Genomic DNA, 18,290 nt, shown 5'->3' on the forward strand with positions numbered 1-18,290 from the left:
CTTGTGCTGCTGACGGCTCGTGCTCCGCGTGCCCCGGCTCATGACAGGCCCTGCTCCCGCAGCTCGGTGGCCAGCTCGTACAGCCCCGCCAGGTCCATGCCCTCGGCGAGCAGCGGCAGTTCGTGCAGCGGCAGGCCCTGCTCGGCCAGCACCGCCCGCTGCTCGTGCTCCAGCGCATACCGCTCGGCGTACTCGTCGGCCTGCTGCAGCAGCGGGTCCACCAGCTTCTCCGCGTTCCCGCCGCGGCGCGCACCGCCCAGTCCTGCCGCCGACAGCGACCTGGCAACAGAAGAACGCGGCACGCTGCGTACGAGTTCCAGATCCTCCGCGTCCAACACCTCGGGCCGCACCATGTTCACGATGACCCGGCCCACCGGCAGCCTCGCGGCGCGCAGTTCGGCGATCCCGTCCGCGGTCTCCTGGACGGGCATCTCCTCCAGCAGCGTCACCAGGTGCACGGCCGTCTCCGGGGACTTCAGCACCCGCATCACGGCCTGCGCCTGATTGTGTATCGGGCCGATCTTGGCGAGGCCCGCCACCTCGTCGTTCACATTCAGGAAGCGGGTGATGCGGCCGGTGGGCGGCGCGTCCATGACGACGTAGTCGTAGGCGAACCGCCCGGCCTTGTCCTTGCGCCGCACCGCCTCGCACGCCTTGCCGGTCAGGAGCACGTCCCTGAGGCCCGGCGCGATGGTGGTGGCGAAGTCGATCGCACCGAGCTTCTTCAGGGCTCTGCCGGCGCCCCCCAGCTTGTAGAACATCTGGAGGTAGTCCAGAAGGGCCAGTTCGGGGTCGATGGCGAGGGCATACACCTCCCCGCCCCCCGGAGCGACGGCGATCTTCCGCTCCTCGTAGGGCAGCGCTTCCGTCTCGAAGAGCTGCGCGATGCCCTGGCGCCCCTCGACCTCGACGAGAAGCGTCCGCTTCCCCTCGGTCGCGAGGGCCAGCGCGAGAGCGGCGGCGACCGTGGTCTTTCCGGTCCCGCCCTTGCCGCTGACGACCTGGAGCCTGCTCACGTCTTCGAGCCTAACCAGTCTGTGTGCCGACCACGCGTCGGCCTGTGGACAACGCGACAGCGGGCGGTGGGCGGGCAGCGGCTAAAGTCGGCCACATGACCAAGTGGGAATACGCGACTGTGCCACTGCTCGTCCACGCAACGAAGCAGATTCTGGACACCTGGGGCGAGGACGGCTGGGAGCTCGTCCAGGTCGTGCCCGGGCCGAACAACCCCGAGCAGCTGGTGGCCTACCTGAAGCGGGAGAAGGCATGAGCGCCGTCGAGGCGAAGCTGGCCGAGCTCGGTCTGACCCTGCCCGAGGTCGTACCGCCGCTGGCCGCGTACCAGCCGGCCGTGCTCTCCGGCGCCTACGTGTACACGGCCGGACAGCTCCCGATGGTGGAGGGCAAGCTGCCCGTCACCGGCAAGGTCGGCGCGGAGGTCACGCCCGAGGAGGCCAAGGAGCTCGCCCGCACCTGCGCGCTGAACGCCCTGGCCGCCGTGAAGTCCGTCACCGGTGACCTGGACCGCATCGCGCGCGTGGTGAAGGTCGTGGGCTTCGTCGCCTCGGCCTCGGACTTCACCGGGCAGCCCGGCGTGGTCAACGGTGCCAGCGAACTGCTCGGCGAGGTTCTCGGCGACAAGGGCGTGCACGCGCGCAGCGCGGTCGGTGTGGCGGTGCTGCCGCTGGACGCACCGGTCGAGGTCGAGATCCAGGTCGAGCTCGTCCCGTAGCGGCGCTCTGACCTCGGGGACCTCTCGAACATTCGCGCACCACGGGATAGCCTCCGCCCATGGCGAATGGGCAGTGGTTCCCGCAGGACTGGCCGGAACGCATCCGCGGGCTCGCGGACGGCACGCTCACCCCGGTCGTCCCGAAGCGCGCGGCCACCGTCATGCTCCTGAAGGACACCGACCGCGGGCCCGCCGTGCACATGCTGCGCAGACGCGCCTCCATGGCCTTCGCCGGAGGCGCGTACGCATATCCGGGCGGCGGCGTCGACCCCCGCGACGACGAGCACCACGTCCGCTGGGCGGGCCCCACGCGCGCGTGGTGGGCGACGCGGCTCGGCGTCGACGAGAGGGCGGCCCAGGCGATCGTCTGCGCGGCCGTGCGCGAGACGTACGAGGAGGCGGGCGTCCTGCTCGCCGGACCGTCCGCGGACTCCGTGGTCGATGACACCACGGGCGAGGACTGGGAGGCCGACCGTGCGGCCGTGGCCGCCCGCGAGTACTCCTTCGCCGAGTTCCTGGACCGCCGCGGCCTGGTCCTGCGCTCGGATCTGCTCGGTGCCTGGACCCGCTGGATCACCCCGGAGTTCGAGTCCCGGCGCTACGACACCTGGTTCTTCGTGGCCGCCCTCCCGCACGGCCAGCGCACCCGCAACGCCTCCACGGAGGCCGACCGCACGGTGTGGATCCGCCCCGCGGACGCGGCAGCCTCGTACGACAAGGGCGAGCTGACGATGATGCCGCCCACCATCGCGACCCTGCGCCAGCTGGCCTCCTGCGCCACGGCCGCCGACGCAGTCGCCGCGGCCCCCGACCGCGACCTCACGCCCGTCCTCGCGCGGGCACGGCTGAAGGACGGCGAGATCGTGCTGTCCTGGCCGGGCCACGACGAGTTCACGAAGCACATCCCGACCGCCCGTCCGACCGACCTTCCCACCGGTGGAGCCTCCACATGACGGACACAGCAGCCCTTCCGGGCGGGGGCCGGGTTCCTGGTGTGTTCCTGGCTCCGGGGCGCGGGCAGGCGGTGGGAGGGGCGGATCGGGCGCGGCGGGGTGCTGCGCCGGGGTGCGGCCGACGACCTGACGGACCGACGACGCCGACGGAAGAGACCACCGTATGACCGACGCAGCAGCCCTTCCCGGCCAGCCGCGGGGCGGGGTTCTCACCGGCCCTGCCACCGCCCGGGCCGTCAACGTCCTGGCCCCGAATGCCTCGGCGATGACCCTGGACGGCACGAACACCTGGATCGTCTCCGAGCCCGACTCCGACCTGGCCGTCGTCGTCGACCCCGGCCCCCTCGACGACGGCCACCTGCGCAACGTCGTGGACACCGCCGAGAAGGCCGGCAAGCGCATCGCCCTGACCCTGCTGACCCACGGCCACCCGGACCACGCGGAGGGCGCCGCCCGCTTCGCCGGGCTGACCGGCACGAAGGTGCGGGCCCTGGACCCGGCGCTGCGGCTGGGCGACGAGGGGCTCGGCGCCGGGAACGTGGTCACGGTCGGCGGCCTGGAGCTGAGGGTGGTGCCGACCCCCGGTCACACCTCGGACTCCCTCTGCTTCCATCTCCCGGCCGACCGGGCCGTCCTGACGGGCGACACCGTCCTGGGCCGCGGTACGACCGTCGTCGCGCACCCCGACGGCCGTCTGGGCGACTATCTGGACTCGCTGCGGCGGCTGCGGTCGCTGACGGTCGACGACGGCGTCCACACGGTGCTGCCGGGCCACGGCCCCGTCCTGGAGGACGCCCAGGGAGCCGTCGAGTTCTACCTCGCCCACCGCGCCCACCGCCTCGCCCAGGTCGAGACGGCGGTCGAGGACGGCTACCGCACACCGCGAGAGGTCGTCGCGCACGTGTACGCGGACGTGGACCGTTCCCTGTGGCCGGCGGCCGAGCTCTCGGTGCGGGCGCAGCTGGACTACCTGGAGGAGCACGGGCTCATCTAGTCCGGCCGCGGCGCCTTGATGCCGTGCACGCGCGCGTACTCCTCGGCGAGCCACGGGCCGAGGTCGTCGACGTACGACCGCAGTACTGCGGGATCGCCGTTCGGCTGGTACCCGAGGACGGCCGCCACGCGCATCTGCTCGGCCCGCTCCGGGTAGTACGTGCCGAAGACCTCGGCCATCTCCGCGAGGTCGCTGGTCCAGCCGTTCCAGCGGGGCATCACGAGCGTGAATCCGGTGCGGACGAGATGCCGGGACATGAACCGCACGAGGGGGCGCCGGGCCTCCTCGGTGTCCTCGGCGGCCGCGATCCGCTGCCGCCAGCGGGGCAGCAGCAGGGCCAGGTCCCCGTTGGTCTCGCGGGCCAGCAGGGAGTCGGGGCGGTAGCGCGGGAGGTACTCGGCGAGGTCCTCACTGAGTAGCGGCGTGCACAGACAGGCGACAAACCAGCCCAGGTCGTAGGTCTCCAGCTCGCTCAGCAGCCGCGAGCGGCCGTACAGCAGTGTGCCGACCCCGTCGATCTGCGGGAACTCCTTGTCGAGGGCCTCACCGAGTGTCCGGGTGGCCTCCCGGTCCGCGTCCGTGGGCTCCTCCCGCAGCGCGACCAGCAGATCCAGATCACTGCGCCCCACGCGCGCGTTGCCGCGCGGAACGGACCCGTAGAGGTACGCGCTGTCCAGCCGCGCCCCGAACACTTCGAGCAGCCCGTCGCGCGCGGCGGCCACGACGGGCCGGAAGGCGTGCGGCACGCGCGCGAGGGAGCCTTCGCGCTCGATGCAGCCCTGGGCGTCGAGGCCTCTGGAGGTCGCGTTCTCGGACATGGGGTCACTACACCAGCCCGCCCGGCGTTCGAGGACGAGGCCGTTCAGGCCGAAGCGGGGGTCTGGGGGCGGCAGCCCCCAGCCACGGTCACCGCGAGCGCTTCGCCAGCCGCTCGACGTCGAGCAGGATCACGGCCCGTGCCTCCAGGCGGAGCCACCCGCGCTGCGCGAAGTCGGCCAGCGCCTTGTTGACCGTCTCGCGCGAGGCGCCGACCAGCTGGGCCAGCTCCTCCTGCGTCAGGTCGTGGACGACGTGGATGCCCTCCTCGGACTGCACGCCGAAGCGGCGCGAGAGGTCCAGCAGGGCGCGGGCGACGCGTCCGGGGACGTCGGAGAAGACCAGGTCGGACATGGCGTCGTTGGTCTTGCGCAGTCGGCGGGCGACGGCGCGCAGCAGGGCGCCGGCCACCTCGGGGCGGGCGCTCAGCCAGGGCTGCAGATCGCCGTGGCCGAGACCGAGGAGCTTGACCTCGGTCAGGGCGGTGGCCGTGGCGGTGCGCGGGCCCGGGTCGAAGAGCGACAGCTCGCCGATCAGCTCGCTGGGGCCGACGACGGCGAGCATGTTCTCGCGGCCGTCGGGGGAGGTGCGGTGGAGCTTCACCTTGCCCTCGGTGACGACGTACAGCCGGTCACCGGGGTCGCCCTCGTGGAAGAGCGAGTCACCGCGCGCGAGGGTGACCTCACTCATGGAGGCGCGGAGCTCCGCGGCCTGCTCGTCGTCGAGCGCCGCGAAGAGCGGGTTCCGCCGCAGAACGTCGTCCACGAGTTCTCTCCTTGTCGACCTGCTCAGGGGATCTTGCTCCCCCTTGGTACCAGGGGACCGTGTTCCCCATTTTGCCGGACGGTCCAAACAGTGTGATCTGTCACAAGGATGCCGCACACCTGTCCCGAGGTAAGCGGCAGGGGTCCAATTGGGGGCCGATCTCCCGGGTCCGGGGCGGATGTCAGTGCCGGGCTTTAGGCTGGCCGGGTGTCCAAATCGCCGGTGAGAGCACAGGCCAAGGGGGCTGGGCGGGTGGTTGTACGTCGTGATTCCGCTGTGGGCGAACAGAACTCCGGTGGCGGAAAGAAACCGGCAAAAGTGACGAAAAGCGCTGCGGTGAAGAAGGCGGCCCCAGTGAAGAAGGCCGCCGCGAAGAAGCCCGCGGTGAAAAAGACGGCCGCGAAAAGAACGGCGGCCGTCAAGAAAGCTGCCGTCGCGCCCAAGAAGGCCACTGTCGCGCCCAAGAAGGCCACTGCCGCCGTCGAGGGTGCCCCTCCCGCGAAGTCCGTCGCCAGGCCGCCGAAGAACGAGTCGCGCACCGCCCTGGTCCGCCGCGCCCGCCGCATCGACCGCGAACTCGCCGAGGTGTATCCGTACGCCCACCCCGAGCTGGACTTCGAGAACCCCTTCCAGCTCGTGGTCGCCACCGTCCTGTCCGCCCAGACCACCGACCTCAGGGTCAACCAGACGACGCCCGCGCTGTTCGCGAAGTACCCGACCCCGGAGGACCTGGCTTCCGCGAACCCCGAGGAGGTCGAGGAGATCCTCCGTCCGACCGGCTTCTTCCGGGCCAAGACCAAGTCGGTCATGGGCTTGTCGAAGGCGCTGGTGGAGCAGTTCGGCGGGGAAGTCCCCGGCCGTCTGGAAGACCTGGTCAAGCTGCCGGGTGTGGGCCGCAAGACCGCCTTCGTCGTGCTCGGCAACGCCTTCGGGCGGCCCGGCATCACCGTGGACACACACTTCCAGCGGCTGGTGCGGCGCTGGCAGTGGACGGACGAGACCGACCCGGACAAGATCGAGGCCGCCGTCGGCGGGCTCTTCCCGAAGAGCGACTGGACGATGCTCTCGCACCACGTGATCTTCCACGGCCGCCGCATCTGCCACGCCCGCAAGCCCGCCTGCGGCGCCTGCCCCATCGCCCCGCTCTGCCCGGCGTACGGCGAGGGCGAGACGGATCCGGAGAAGGCGAAGAAGCTGCTCAAGTACGAGAAGGGCGGCTTCCCCGGCCAGCGCCTCAAGCCCCCGCAGTCGTACCTGGACGCCGGCGGCAAACCGGCGCCGCCGCTGGGGGCCGGATGACGGGCGGCACAGCACGGGCCCGGGCCGGACGGCGCGGGTTCAGGAACGATCTCGCGCCTTCGGGGCGTTGGACTCGGCAGGACGGGGGTGGCGATGACGCGCGCGAGTAATACGCAGGGTGGACCGGTCGTGCTCAGCAAGGAGGGGCTGCCCGAGTGGCTGGACCCGGTGGTGCGGGCCGTGGAGACGGTGCAGCCGCTGCAACTGAGCCGCTTCCTGCCGCCGGAGAACGGGGCGGGGCGGCAGTCCGCCGTACTGATCCTGTTCGGGGAGGGTGAGCGCGGCCCCGAGCTGCTGCTGATGGAGCGGGCGAGCTCGCTCAGGTCGCACGCCGGGCAGCCGTCCTTCCCCGGCGGCGCCCTCGACCCCGAGGACGGCGACCCGAAGGCCGACGGGCCGCTGCGGGCCGCTCTCCGCGAGGCCGAGGAGGAGACCGGGCTCGACCCCTCCGGTGTGCAGCTCTTCGGTGTGCTGCCCAGGCTGTACATCCCGGTCAGCGGCTTCGTGGTGACGCCCGTGATGGGCTGGTGGCGAGAGCCGAGCCCGGTAGGGGTCGTCGATCCGAACGAGACGGCCCGGGTGTTCACCGTCCCCGTGGCGGATCTCACGGACCCGGCCAACCGGGCCACCACCGTCCACCCCAGCGGTCACCGAGGTCCGGCATTTCTGGTCGAATCGGCCCTGGTCTGGGGCTTCACGGCCGGGATCATCGACCGTCTGTTCCACTACGCGGGCTGGGAGCGGCCCTGGGACCGGGAGAAGCAGGTCCCGCTCGACTGGCGGTCATGACAGGGTGTCTGCCGTGCTGTGTCTTCCCGGGGGACACTGTGATCGGTCGCCGCTGCGCAGCGGGCCGGCCCCCGGCCGACCTGAGGTGACCGCAGAGTGATGAGGCGAGGCTCGAACCGGTGAACGTGCTGGACATCCTGTTGCTGGTCGCCGCAGTGTGGTTCGCGATCGTGGGTTACCGCCAGGGGTTCGTCGTCGGCATCCTGTCGGTGATCGGCTTCCTGGGCGGCGGTCTCGTCGCCGTCTACGTCCTGCCGGTCATCTGGGACGCGCTGACCGACAACGCCGAGGTGAGCACGACGGCCGCCGTCGTCGCCGTGGTCGTCGTCATCGTCTGCGCCTCGGTCGGCCAGGCCCTGACCACCCATCTCGGCAACAAGCTGCGCCGCTACATCACCTGGTCCCCGGCCCGCGCCCTGGACGCGACCGGCGGCGCCCTCGTCAACGTCGTGGCGATGCTCCTCGTGGCCTGGCTGATCGGCTCGGCCCTGGCCGGTACGACGCTGCCGACCCTCGGCAAGGAGGTCCGCGGCTCCAAGGTGCTCCTCGGCGTCGCCCGGGCCCTTCCCGACCAGGCCGACACCTGGTTCGCGGACTTCTCCTCGGTCCTCGCGCAGAACGGCTTCCCGCAGGTCTTCAGCCCGTTCTCGAACGAGCCGATCAACGACGTCCGTCCCCCTGACCCGGCCCTCGCGAACAGCCCCGTGGTCACACGCGCGAAGCGCTCCATCGTCAAGGTCATGGGCACCGCGCAGAGCTGCGGCAAGGTCCTGGAAGGCAGCGGCTTCGTCTTCGGCGACCGCCGCGTCATGACCAACGCGCACGTGGTCGGAGGCGTCGACGAGCCCACCGTCCAGATCGGCGGCGAGGGCAGGAAGTACGACGCGACGGTCGTCCTCTACGACTGGCACCGCGACATCGCGGTACTCGACGTACCCGATCTCAAGGCGCCCGCCCTGAAGTTCACGACCACGGACGCCCGCAGCGGCGACGACGCGATCATCGCGGGCTTCCCGGAGAACGGGTCGTACGACGTCCGTGCCGCACGCGTGCGTGGCCGCCTCCCGGCCAACGGCCCGGACATCTACCACCGCGGTACCGTCCGCCGGGACGTCTACTCGCTGTACACGACCGTCCGTCAGGGAAACTCCGGCGGCCCGCTGCTCACGCCCAAGGGCAATGTGTACGGGGTGGTGTTCGCCAAGTCCCTCGACGACGCCGACACGGGGTACGCCCTCACCGCGGACGAGATCCAGGAGGACATCGCCAAGGGGCGTACCGCGAACCAGCAGGTGGACAGCGACAGCTGCGCGCTGTGAGCCGCGTTCGGGGAACGTGAGGCGGGTCAGCCTCGGGGATGGCGCAGGCGTACCGAGACCCAGCGGGCCCGGCGGCGCAGAATGCGCGGAATGCCCACCTTGAGGTCTGTGCCCGCCATCTGCGGTGCACCGCCTCGCTGGTGGGGGCTCAGGCCACTGGCCGAGCGGCGATTGCGTGCTGCGTCACTGTAGTCGTGCGTCCAGCCCATACCCCGACGTCTGCCCCCGCCCCAAGGTCGATAACCGCCCCCTGCGCCCCCAATTGGCCTATGCGCCAGGCAATTGGCTGTTCGTAGGACACACGTTCAGATCCGGATACCGGGCGCATCGGCTCGGTCACCGATCGGGCTCGGGGTCTTTCAGCCAATTGACCAGTTCTGTCGAGAAAACGACCGGATCCTCCTCGTGCGGGAAGTGCCCCAGTCCGTCGAACAGCCGCCAGCGGTACGGCGCTTCGACGTACTCACCGGATCCGGCCGCGCTGCGGGTGCGCATCACCGGGTCGAGTGAGCCGTGCAGATGGAGGGTCGGCACCCGCAGGGGGCGCTTCATACGCCGGTTGAACTGGATGCCGTCCGGGCGGGCCATGGAGCGGACCATCCAGCGGTACGGCTCGACCGAGCAGTGCGCCGTCGACGGGATGCACATCGCGCGGCGGTATGTGTCCAGAGCCTCCTCGTCCGGCAGGTTCGGCCCGGACCACTCCCGGATCAGCTCGGCGACGAGCGCGCCGTCGTCCGCGGTGAGCTGCCGCTCGGGGATCCAGGGGCGCTGGAACCCCCAGATGTAGGAGCCGGCGCGGGTCTGCTTGACGTCCGAGAGCATCGCGGAGCGCCAGCGCCGGGGATGCGGCATCGAGGCGACCGCGAGCCGCCGGACCAGCTTCGGGCGCATCACGGCCGCCGTCCACGCCAGATATCCGCCCAGGTCGTGCCCGACCAGCGCGGCGTCCGGCTCGCCCAGGGAGCGGATCACGCCGGTGATGTCGAGGGCGAGGTTCGCGGGGTCGTAGCCGCGCGGGGTGCGGTCGCTGCCGCCGACGCCGCGCAGGTCCATGGCGACGGCCCTGAAGCCCGCGTCGGCCAGCGCGGTCAGCTGGTGCCGCCAGGTCCACCAGAACTGCGGGAAGCCGTGCAGCAGCAGCACCAGCGGCCCGTCGCCGGCCTCGGTGATGTGGAAGCGGGCGCCGTTGGCGGCCACGTCCCGATGGGTCACCTTCGTCCCGTCGGGCAGGGCGTCCGGCCGTACGACCGAGGTGGATTGCGCCGAAGGTGATTGCCCCGCGGAGGGGGAGGAGCCCGTCATGAGGACGAGCGTGCCACAGCCTCGATGGCCGCGGGGGCCCGGTCCTCGAGCGCCGGGGTCTCGGACTGCTCCGGGCGAGGGTGCGGCTTGGCCTTCTGCAGGACCCCCGCCGTCTCCTTCATCGACGCCGCGACCTTCTGCGGGCCCTTGCCCTTCTTCGCCTTCTTCGCGAAGAGCACGCCGATCAGCGCGAGGAAGCCGGCGACCAGCACGTTCGCCGCGAAGGACAGCAGGAAGCAGACGGCGAGGTTCCAGCCGCTCCAGGTCCGGATGCCGTACGCCAGCGCGAAGTTGAGCATCGGCAGGGAGAACACGAGCACCAGGGCGGCCACCGTGAACGCGCCGCCGCTCGTCGCGCCGCGCTTGACGTCCTGCTTGAGCTGCGCCTTGGCCAGCGCGATCTCGTCATGCACCAGTGCCGACATCTCGGTCGTCGCCGAGGCGAACAGCTGGCCGATGCTGCGTTCGGCGCCGACCGGGCTGCCGTCGGGTGCGCTCATCGCGGTCTCCCTCGTCCTACTGCTTGTGTACGGTCCTTTTGTACCGTCCCGTCAGATCATGCCGGACGGTCGTCGTCCTCGCCTGCCCCGCCCGGCACTTCGGCAAGCGCGCGTCGTTCGGCGGCCTTCCGTTCGGCGGTCCGGCGGTGCTCGGCGGCCTTCTTCTCGTAGATCGCGGCCATCCGCAGGTGGTACGCCGGATCGTCCTCCTCGTAGATGTCCGGGATGCCGTCGAGGTCCTCGTCGCGCTCCTCGACCTCGCACAGTCTGCGGTACTTGGCGTTCCGTATCTTCAGCAGCACCGTCGCCACGGCCGCGGCGATGAGGGAGCCCGTCAGTACGGCGGCCTTGACCTCGTCGGTCAGTACGGCGTCCCCGTCGAAGGCGAGTTCGCCGATCAGCAGCGACACGGTGAAGCCGATGCCGGCCAGCGTCGCCACCGCGAACACGTCGGCCCAGGCGAGGTCCTCGCTGAGCGAGGCCCGGGTGAAACGGGCCGTGAGCCACGTACCGCCGAAGATCCCGACCGCCTTGCCGACGACGAGCCCGAGGACGACACCCAGCGTCTCCGGCATGGTGAACACGTCGCCCAGCGCGCCGCCCGAGATGGCGACACCGGCGCTGAACAGGGCGAAGAGGGGGACGGCGAGGCCTGCCGACAGGGGCCGTACGAGATGCTCGATGCGCTCGCCCGGGGACAGCGCCTCGCCCTCCTGGGGGTGGCAGCGCAGCATCAGGCCCATCGCCACGCCCGCGATCGTCGCGTGGACGCCGCTGTTGTACATCAGCGCCCAGATGACGAGCGCGAGCGGGATGTACACGTACCACCCGCGCACGCCCTTCCTCAGCAGCAGCCAGAAGACGGCGAGGCCCACGACCGCGCCGCCCAGCGCGGCGAAATTGATGGTGCTCGTGAAGAAGACCGCGATGATCAGGATCGCGAAGAGGTCGTCGACGACCGCGAGGGTGAGCAGGAAGGCGCGCAGGGCGCTGGGCAGCGACGTACCGATGACGGCGAGCACCGCCAGCGCGAACGCGATGTCGGTGGCGGTGGGCACCGCCCAGCCCTGCAGCGAGCCGCCGCCGCTCAGATTGGTGAGGGTGTAGACGAGCGCCGGTACGGCCATCCCGCACAGGGCCGCGACGACCGGCAGCGCGGCCGCCCTGGGGTCGCGGAGATCACCGGCGACCAGCTCGCGCTTGAGCTCGATGCCGGCGACGAAGAAGAACACCGCGAGGAGCCCGTCTGCGGCCCAGTGCGCGACCGACAGATGCAGGCCGAGGGCGCCGGGGCCGAAGTGGAAGTGGCTGACGCTCTCGTAGCTGTCGTGCAGCGCGGGTATGTTCGCCCAGATCAGAGCGGTGATCGCGGCTATGAGCAGGAGTACCCCGCCGACGGTCTCGGTGCGCAGCGCATCCGCGACGAAGGTCCGCTCGGGCAGCGACAGACGTCCGAGAACCTTGCGGGGGGCGGTGGTGCGGGGCGCGGTCACGGGGAGGCCTCCGGTCGGTGGCAGGGGAGTGCTGCTTGCCGACCAGACTTCCCGGCACACCTTGAGGGTCACGCAGTTTTGCTTAGTTTACCTAAAAGGGGCGCCCGGCGCTCTCTCGTGCCGGGCGCCCCTTCGGGACCGAGGGGCTACGGGGTCAGTCCTCGCTGGGCGCCGCCGGGAGCTTCGCCTGGATGAGGTCCATGACCGTCGAGTCGGTCAGCGTCGTCACATCGCCGAGCTGGCGGTTCTCGGCGACGTCCCGCAGCAGTCGCCGCATGATCTTGCCGGAGCGGGTCTTCGGCAGCTCCGCCACCGGCAGGATCCGCTTCGGCTTGGCGATCGGGCCGAGGGTGGCGCCGACGTGGCCCCGCAGCTCGGCGACGAGGTTCTCGTCCTCGGCGTTCGCCGTGCCGCGCAGGATCACGAAGGCGACGATCGCCTGGCCCGTCGTCTCGTCCGCCGCGCCGACGACGGCCGCCTCGGCGACCGAGGGGTGGGACACCAGCGCGGACTCGACCTCGGTGGTGGAGATGTTGTGCCCGGAGACGAGCATGACGTCGTCCACGCGGCCCAGCAGCCAGATGTCGCCGTCGTCGTCCTTCTTCGCCCCGTCACCGGCGAAGTACTTGCCCTCGAACCGCGACCAGTACGTGTCGAGGAAGCGCTGGTCGTCGCCCCAGATGGTGCGCAGCATCGACGGCCACGGCTCGGTGAGGACCAGGTAGCCACCGCCGCCGTTGGGCACCTCGTTCGCCTCGTCGTCCACGACGGTCGCGGAGATACCGGGCAGCGGTGTCTGCGCGGAGCCCGGCTTGGTCGCGGTGACACCCGGCAGCGGCGAGATCATCATCGCGCCGGTCTCGGTCTGCCACCAGGTGTCCACGATCGGCGTCCGGTCCGCGCCGATGTTCTTGCGGTACCAGATCCAGGCCTCGGGGTTGATCGGCTCACCCACCGAGCCGAGGACACGGAGGGAGGAGAGGTCGAACTTGGCGGGGATGTCGTCGCCCCACTTCATGAACGTGCGGATCGCCGTGGGCGCCGTGTACAGGATCGTCACCCCGTACTTCTGCACGATCTCCCAGAACCGGCCCTGGTGCGGGGTGTCCGGAGTGCCCTCGTACATGACCTGCGTCGCGCCGTTCGCGAGCGGGCCGTAGACGATGTACGAGTGCCCGGTGACCCAGCCGACGTCGGCCGTGCACCAGTACACGTCGGTCTCCGGCTTGAGGTCGAAGACGGCGTGGTGGGTGTACGCGGTCTGCGTGAGGTAACCGCCGGAGGTGTGCAGGATGCCCTTCGGCTTACCCGTGGTGCCGGAGGTGTACAGGATGAACAGCGGGTGCTCGGCCTCGAACGCCTCCGGCGTGTGCTCGGCCGACTGCCGCTCGACGATCTCGTCCCACCACACGTCGCGGCCCTCGGTCCAGGCGACCTCCTGGCCGGTACGGCGCACAACGAGCACATGGCTCACGTTGTCCACCTTGCCGATCGCCTCGTCGACGGCCGGCTTGAGCGCGGACGGCTTGCCGCGCCGGTAGCCGCCGTCGGAGGTGATGACGACCTTGGCGTCGGCGTCCTGGATGCGCGTGGCGAGCGCGTCGGCCGAGAAACCGCCGAAGACGACGGAGTGCGCGGCACCGATCCGTGCGCAGGCCAGCATCGCGATCGCCGTCTCCGGGATCATCGGCATGTAGACGGCGACCCGGTCGCCCGCCTGAACGCCCAGCTCCAGCAGCGCGTTCGCCGCCTTGCTCACCTCGTCCTTGAGCTCGGCATAGGTGATCGCACGGCTGTCGCCGGGCTCGCCCTCGAAGTGGATGGCGACCCGGTCGCCGTTGCCCGCCTCGACATGCCGGTCCACGCAGTTGTACGCGACGTTGAGTTCGCCGTCCTTGAACCACTTGGCGAACGGCGGGTTCGACCAGTCCAGCGTCTCCGTCGGTTCCTTGGCCCAGGTCAGCCGCCGGGCCTGCTCGGCCCAGAAGCCGAGCCTGTCAGCCTTGGCCTGTTCGTACGCCTCCGCCGTGACGTTGGCGTTCGCTGCCAGGTCTGCGGGCGGCGCGAACCTGCGCTCTTCCTTGAGCAGGTTGGCCAAGGATTCGTTGCTCACGACATCTCCCTTTCCCAGGGTGTCCGTTGTGTCCCAGGCCACAGCTCATCAGACCGAAGCCCCTGCTGACAAGGGTCGACGGAATATTGGTTTAGACCTCTGAGACTGGTGTTCGTGCGTCTCTCGCGGCGGCCGACGTCATTCGTACCCACGGACGCCGACCAGGCAGAGTTCAGTCCCTGTAACGCCTTTCACACTCCGGTCCAAGTACGGGTGAAGCGTCACCGACAAGTCGCCACTGACAGAGGAGGTATGTGTGGAAGGGATACGGGGCAGGCCGCAGGCGGCGGTCCGCGACCCAGAGCTCTTCGAGGAGTTCTACCGGCGTCACGTCGACGCGATGACATCTTTCGTGGCCCGGCGTGTCGCCGACCCGCACACGGTCGCCGACCTGACCGCCGAGATCTTCCTCGCGGTCCTGGACTCCGCCCACACCTACCGCCCGGGCCGGGGCAGCGAGACGGCCTGGCTCTACGGCATCGCCCGCAACGTCGTCGCGGGGGAGCACCGCCGAGTGGCCCGCGAGACGGCCCGCGACCGCCGCATCTCGGGACGGCGGCTGCTGGAGCCGGACGACATCGCCCGCCTGGAGGACAAGCTCGACGCCGAGTCCCCGGGCCGGCGCGCCCTCGCCGCCCTGGAACGGCTCCCCGCGGGGGAGCGAGCCGTTCTGGAGCTGATCGTGGTCGACCAGCTGACGGTCCCCGAGACCGCCGCCGCCCTGGGCATCACCCAGGTCACGGCCCGCGTACGGCTGCACCGGGCCCGCAAGTCGCTGCGCCGCGCGGCGGACGAACCCGCCGACGGACCACGCGCCACATCCCTGTCGTACGTCACCGGAGGAACCGGGGGAGAGGCATGACCACCAGGACGACATTCGAGGACCGGCTGCTGGCGGAACTGCGCCGCGAGATCGCCCTGCGCACGGACGACGGTACGACGGAGGCGGCGCCGATGTCCTCCGGGCGCCGCCGACTCGGGGCCCGGGGCGCTCTCACGGCGCCGAGGCTCGGGCTGGTCGCCCTGGCCTGCGCCGCCGTCGCGGGCGCCTTGGTGCTGATGCCGGGCTCCCCGGCCGAGAGCCCGGCCTACGCGGTGGTCTCGCACGCGGACGGGAGCGTGACGGTCACCCTGAACGACATCGGCCTCGGCGGCACCCTGCCGGACGAATTCGTCGACCGGCTGGAAGCGAACGGCATCCACGTGGTCGTGGACAAGCTGCCGAATGGCTACGAGTGTGCCGAGGACCGGGGGAAGGGGGTCCCGGGCCGCCCCGATGCCGGTGAGGGCCCCAGCGAGGTGTTCGATCTGCGGCGCGGGGACTCCTTGGCCGTCGTGAAGATGGGGCAGCGTCAGCCCGACGGGGGTTTCATGCCGGTCACCGGCTTCTCCTTCATCCGCGGTGAGGTCGCCCCGTGCAATCCGGTCCCCGCTCCATAGGCCCGCCCGGCGGAGACGGCCGGTCTCCGCCGAGCGGGGCGTCCGGGTGAGGTGTGACTGCGACGGTTACGCCGGGCTGCGCAGGCCCTCCGTGTCGACCATGTGATCCGTCACGTGGTCGAACACCCCCGCGTCCGCCGCCTCGGTGAGCAGATACGCCTGCGCCTCGCCCACGTGGAAGTACATCCCGTGCAGCTCCAACTCCCGTCGGCGCAGCGCCCGGGCCACCGAGTCGTGTGCCCGCAGATGCTCCAACTGCTGGACCACGTTGGTCAGACAGAGCTGCTCCAACGCATCCGCGGGCGCCCGGCCGGCGAGTCTGGCCCACGGCCTGCTGTCGTCGGCCATGCGCTCAAGGCTCGGCAGCCCGTGCCGCAGCCACCGCTTCAGCGGCGTCCGGGCCCCTCCGGGCTCCGCGTCGAGCAGGGCCTGCATGGCCCCGCACCCGGAGTGCCCGCACACCGTGATGGACCGCACCTGCAACACGTCCACCGCGTACTCGATCGCGGCCGCCACCGAGTCGTCACCGCTCTCCTCACCGGGGAGGGGAACGAGGTTGCCCACGTTGCGCACCACGAACAGGTCCCCCGGTCCGCTGGAGGTGATCATGGACGTGACGAGCCGCGAGTCGGCACAGGTGAGGAAGAGCTGGGACGGCCGCTGCCCCTCCCTCGCGAGCCGGGCCAGCTCACCGCGCACGAGCGGTGCGGTGTTGCGCTGGAACGCGCTGATGCCGCGCGCCAGTTGGTGCCCGCTCCGGCCGCCGGGACCGGACCCGTCCGGCCCACTCCGGTCGCCGGGCGCGCCGTGGTGACCGGTGTCCGGTGCGGACTGCGGGCGCTCGCACTGGTGGTTGCGCCACGGCGTCCAGGGACGGCAGCGGCAGCCGACGGAGGACTCCCCGTGCTCCTCGCCGTGCGGCATGGGTTCGGTGAGGGGCCGGGTTCCGGTCCGGCGGCCGGTCACCTCGGCGGAGCCGCCCTGCGCGGTGTGCGTGTTCTGCCAGTCCTGCAGTGACTCGTACGCCGCGTGGTCCATGAACGAACCGTCCAACTCCACCACGGCGGGCGCGCCTTGGGGTACGAGATGCAGGGCGCGGCTGAGGCGTGGCACCGCGAGGAACGTCAACTGCCCTCGGACATGTACGTGGTGGACTCCCTCCTTCTCTTCGTGCGTGATGCGGGTGCGGGCGAGGCGGTGCAGGGCGACGGCGACGGCCACGGCGATCCCGAGGCTCACGCCCTCCAGGACGCCGAGGAACACCACGCCGAGTGTGGTGACGGCGTACACCAGCACTTCTCGGTGGCGGGTCACCGTGCGGATGTGGTGCAGGGACACCATCTGGATGCCGACGGCCATCACCAGGGCGGCGAGCGAGGCGAGCGGGATGAGCTCCAGAAGCGGGACCATCAGCAGCGCGGCGATCACTACGAGAACGCCGTGCAGCATCGTGGAGTTCCGGCTCACCGCCCCCGCGTTCACATTCGCCGAACTTCTCACCGCGACACCGGCGACCGGCAGTCCGCCGAGCGCGCCGGAGACGATGTTGGCGGCGCCCTGCCCGAGCAGTTCGCGGTCCAGGTCGGCGCGTTTGACGCGGGCGGTCAGGCCGGGTCTTGCGGCCACCAGCTTGTCCACGGCGACCGCGCCGAGCAGGGACTGCACGCTGCACACCAGCGTGGTGGTCAGCACGGCCGTGGCCAGGCCGAGCGCGGGGCCCTCGGGAAGACCGGCCAGGGCGTGGCTGCTCCACGACGGCAGGTCGACCTTGGGCACGCCGACCCCCGAGAGCGAGGCGGCCGTGGTGGCGCCGGCCACGGCGACGAGCGCGGCCGGGATCCTGCGCAGCAGGCGTCCCGCCCGGCCGGGGATCCGCGGCCAGAGCAGCAGCAGGGTCAGGGTCAGCACGCTGACGGTCGCGGCGGCGGGGTGCAGGTTCGCCAGCTGGGCGGGCAGGGCCCGGAGGTTGGCGAGGACGGAGCTCTGCGGGGTGCCGCCGAGGACGATGTGCAGCTGAGCGACGGCGATGGTGACGCCGATTCCGGCGAGCATGCCGTGCACGATGGCGGGGCTGACGGCGAGCGCGGAGCGGGCCACGCGCAGGCAGCCGAGGCCCAGTTGGGCCAGGCCGGCGAGGACCGTAATGGCGCAGGTCGTACGCCAGCCGTAGCGGTGGATGAGGTCGGCGGTGACGACGGTGAGTCCCGCGGCCGGGCCGCTGACCTGCAGCGGACAGCCGCCGATCCGGCCGGCGACGAGCCCGCCGACCCCGGCGGCCACCAGGCCGGCCTGGAGCGGGGCGCCGGTGGCGAGGGCGATGCCCAGCGACAGCGGGAGCGCGATCAGGAAGACCGCGACCGCGGCCGACACGTCGGCGCCCGCGATGCGGAAGCGGCGGCGCGGGCCCGGCGGTGGGCTGTGGGGTCGGTGGTCGGACCGGGTCCGACTCGGGTCGGTGGCGCGGGTGGGGGCGCAGGCTGACATGTTCCCGTCTCCTCCGGGCAGCGCGGTCGCGGATCAGGTCGTCCCCGTTGATGGGCGGGGGTCAGGACGCGGCCATGGGTCACGGCGTGCAGCGGCGGGATGAATCAACGCTCGGTAAATGGATCGTAATTCAGAGTAAAGGCCAGGCATAGACTTTCCTGGCAAATGGGGTAATTGCTCACTCTAATGAGTGAAGCGGTCATTTCATCGGCTTGTCGTACTAATTCCTTCTCGGCCCCGTGCGACCTTGGCGGCGCTGTCGGGCTGGCCCGGCATACCACCAGAAAAC

Annotated in this window: 18 protein-coding genes; 9 read left to right on the plus strand and 9 right to left on the minus strand. The window is 71.0% G+C overall.

The genetic code is table 11. The features are described from left to right. Positions 1-38: 38 nt before the first annotated feature. On the minus strand, positions 39-1,016 hold the full coding sequence (locus ACWC1K_RS01470; protein WP_351472401.1) for an ArsA family ATPase: 978 nt from the start codon (positions 1,014-1,016) through the stop codon (positions 39-41). 95 nt (positions 1,017-1,111) lie between these two features. Here ACWC1K_RS01470 and ACWC1K_RS01475 point away from each other — a divergent pair, with 95 nt between their 5' ends. The 4 genes from ACWC1K_RS01475 to ACWC1K_RS01490 all read left to right on the plus strand — a co-directional run bounded on the left by ACWC1K_RS01475 (position 1,112) and on the right by ACWC1K_RS01490 (position 3,678). Beyond that, positions 1,112-1,270: a DUF4177 domain-containing protein gene (locus tag ACWC1K_RS01475; RefSeq protein WP_003967454.1), complete on the plus strand. Its 159-nt coding sequence runs from the start codon at positions 1,112-1,114 to the stop codon at positions 1,268-1,270. Continuing rightward, a complete protein-coding gene (locus tag ACWC1K_RS01480) occupies positions 1,267-1,731 on the plus strand; it encodes a RidA family protein (RefSeq protein ID WP_450827814.1) in 465 nt (154 codons plus the stop codon). The genes ACWC1K_RS01475 and ACWC1K_RS01480 overlap by 4 nt, the downstream gene beginning before the upstream one ends. 59 nt (positions 1,732-1,790) lie before the next feature. Continuing rightward, entirely contained in the window at positions 1,791-2,684 is an 894-nt protein-coding gene (locus ACWC1K_RS01485; RefSeq protein ID WP_450827816.1) for an NUDIX hydrolase, read from the plus strand. A 163-nt stretch (positions 2,685-2,847) separates the two neighbouring features. Beyond that, on the plus strand, positions 2,848-3,678 hold the full coding sequence (locus tag ACWC1K_RS01490) for an MBL fold metallo-hydrolase (protein ID WP_450827818.1): 831 nt from the start codon (positions 2,848-2,850) through the stop codon (positions 3,676-3,678). On the opposite strand, the gene ACWC1K_RS01495 is transcribed toward ACWC1K_RS01490, so the two are convergent. After that, the gene (locus tag ACWC1K_RS01495) at positions 3,675-4,496 is read right to left on the minus strand and encodes a nucleotidyltransferase domain-containing protein (protein ID WP_450827820.1); all 822 of its coding nucleotides are present in this window, start codon (positions 4,494-4,496) and stop codon (positions 3,675-3,677) included. The genes ACWC1K_RS01490 and ACWC1K_RS01495 overlap by 4 nt on opposite strands. 88 nt (positions 4,497-4,584) lie before the next feature. Next, positions 4,585-5,259 (minus strand): Crp/Fnr family transcriptional regulator, encoded by a 675-nt coding sequence (locus ACWC1K_RS01500; protein WP_115906767.1) that lies wholly within the window; start codon positions 5,257-5,259, stop codon positions 4,585-4,587. Between the two features lie 354 nt (positions 5,260-5,613). On the opposite strand from ACWC1K_RS01500, the gene nth reads away from it, so the two are divergent. From nth to ACWC1K_RS01515, 3 genes are all read left to right on the plus strand, one after another. After that, positions 5,614-6,558: an endonuclease III gene (gene nth / locus ACWC1K_RS01505; protein ID WP_450828082.1), complete on the plus strand. Its 945-nt coding sequence runs from the start codon at positions 5,614-5,616 to the stop codon at positions 6,556-6,558. 93 nt (positions 6,559-6,651) lie between these two features. Further along, positions 6,652-7,347, plus strand: a complete 696-nt coding sequence (locus ACWC1K_RS01510; protein WP_351472382.1) for an NUDIX hydrolase — start codon at positions 6,652-6,654, stop codon at positions 7,345-7,347. A gap of 119 nt (positions 7,348-7,466) precedes the next feature. Then, a complete protein-coding gene (locus ACWC1K_RS01515) occupies positions 7,467-8,666 on the plus strand; it encodes a MarP family serine protease (protein ID WP_450827822.1) in 1,200 nt (399 codons plus the stop codon). A 26-nt stretch (positions 8,667-8,692) separates the two neighbouring features. Here ACWC1K_RS01515 and ACWC1K_RS01520 read toward each other — a convergent pair whose 3' ends face one another. The 5 genes from ACWC1K_RS01520 to acs form a co-directional block, all read right to left on the minus strand. Then, a complete protein-coding gene (locus ACWC1K_RS01520) occupies positions 8,693-8,875 on the minus strand; it encodes a hypothetical protein (RefSeq protein ID WP_450827824.1) in 183 nt (60 codons plus the stop codon). A 127-nt stretch (positions 8,876-9,002) separates the two neighbouring features. Then, the gene (locus ACWC1K_RS01525) at positions 9,003-9,971 is read right to left on the minus strand and encodes an alpha/beta fold hydrolase (RefSeq protein WP_450827826.1); all 969 of its coding nucleotides are present in this window, start codon (positions 9,969-9,971) and stop codon (positions 9,003-9,005) included. After that, the gene (locus ACWC1K_RS01530; protein ID WP_450827828.1) at positions 9,968-10,471 is read right to left on the minus strand and encodes a phage holin family protein; all 504 of its coding nucleotides are present in this window, start codon (positions 10,469-10,471) and stop codon (positions 9,968-9,970) included. The genes ACWC1K_RS01525 and ACWC1K_RS01530 overlap by 4 nt, the downstream gene beginning before the upstream one ends. A 56-nt stretch (positions 10,472-10,527) precedes the next feature. Then, a complete protein-coding gene (nhaA, locus tag ACWC1K_RS01535; protein WP_450827830.1) occupies positions 10,528-11,964 on the minus strand; it encodes a Na+/H+ antiporter NhaA in 1,437 nt (478 codons plus the stop codon). 154 nt (positions 11,965-12,118) lie between these two features. Beyond that, positions 12,119-14,119, minus strand: a complete 2,001-nt coding sequence (gene acs, locus ACWC1K_RS01540; RefSeq protein WP_450827832.1) for an acetate--CoA ligase — start codon at positions 14,117-14,119, stop codon at positions 12,119-12,121. A gap of 214 nt (positions 14,120-14,333) precedes the next feature. Between acs and ACWC1K_RS01545 the strand changes: the two genes are divergently transcribed. Further along, positions 14,334-14,939: an RNA polymerase sigma factor gene (locus tag ACWC1K_RS01545; protein WP_450827834.1), complete on the plus strand. Its 606-nt coding sequence runs from the start codon at positions 14,334-14,336 to the stop codon at positions 14,937-14,939. Next, positions 14,936-15,517 (plus strand): hypothetical protein, encoded by a 582-nt coding sequence (locus ACWC1K_RS01550; RefSeq protein ID WP_450827836.1) that lies wholly within the window; start codon positions 14,936-14,938, stop codon positions 15,515-15,517. Before ACWC1K_RS01545 ends, ACWC1K_RS01550 begins: the two co-directional genes overlap by 4 nt. Before the next feature lie 66 nt (positions 15,518-15,583). Here ACWC1K_RS01550 and ACWC1K_RS01555 read toward each other — a convergent pair whose 3' ends face one another. Next, positions 15,584-18,001 (minus strand): bifunctional SulP family inorganic anion transporter/carbonic anhydrase, encoded by a 2,418-nt coding sequence (locus ACWC1K_RS01555; RefSeq protein ID WP_450827838.1) that lies wholly within the window; start codon positions 17,999-18,001, stop codon positions 15,584-15,586. Positions 18,002-18,290: the final 289 nt, after the last annotated feature.

The sequence above is a fragment of the Streptomyces sp. NPDC001492 genome, from assembly GCF_053597275.1.

Excerpts from the sequence above, each read along its gene's own strand:
- ACWC1K_RS01490 (WP_450827818.1), top strand. The coding sequence starts at position 2,848 with ATGACCGACGCAGCAGCCCTTCCCGGCCAGCCGCGGGGCGGGGTTCTC.
- ACWC1K_RS01510 (WP_351472382.1), top strand. The coding sequence starts at position 6,652 with ATGACGCGCGCGAGTAATACGCAGGGTGGACCGGTCGTGCTCAGCAAG.
- ACWC1K_RS01485 (WP_450827816.1), top strand. The coding sequence starts at position 1,791 with ATGGCGAATGGGCAGTGGTTCCCGCAGGACTGGCCGGAACGCATCCGC.
- ACWC1K_RS01475 (WP_003967454.1), top strand. The coding sequence starts at position 1,112 with ATGACCAAGTGGGAATACGCGACTGTGCCACTGCTCGTCCACGCAACG.
- ACWC1K_RS01530 (WP_450827828.1), bottom strand. The coding sequence starts at position 10,471 with ATGAGCGCACCCGACGGCAGCCCGGTCGGCGCCGAACGCAGCATCGGC.
- ACWC1K_RS01550 (WP_450827836.1), top strand. The coding sequence starts at position 14,936 with ATGACCACCAGGACGACATTCGAGGACCGGCTGCTGGCGGAACTGCGC.
- ACWC1K_RS01525 (WP_450827826.1), bottom strand. The coding sequence starts at position 9,971 with ATGACGGGCTCCTCCCCCTCCGCGGGGCAATCACCTTCGGCGCAATCC.
- ACWC1K_RS01480 (WP_450827814.1), top strand. The coding sequence starts at position 1,267 with ATGAGCGCCGTCGAGGCGAAGCTGGCCGAGCTCGGTCTGACCCTGCCC.
- ACWC1K_RS01555 (WP_450827838.1), bottom strand. The coding sequence starts at position 18,001 with ATGTCAGCCTGCGCCCCCACCCGCGCCACCGACCCGAGTCGGACCCGG.
- ACWC1K_RS01520 (WP_450827824.1), bottom strand. The coding sequence starts at position 8,875 with ATGGGCTGGACGCACGACTACAGTGACGCAGCACGCAATCGCCGCTCG.
- ACWC1K_RS01495 (WP_450827820.1), bottom strand. The coding sequence starts at position 4,496 with ATGTCCGAGAACGCGACCTCCAGAGGCCTCGACGCCCAGGGCTGCATC.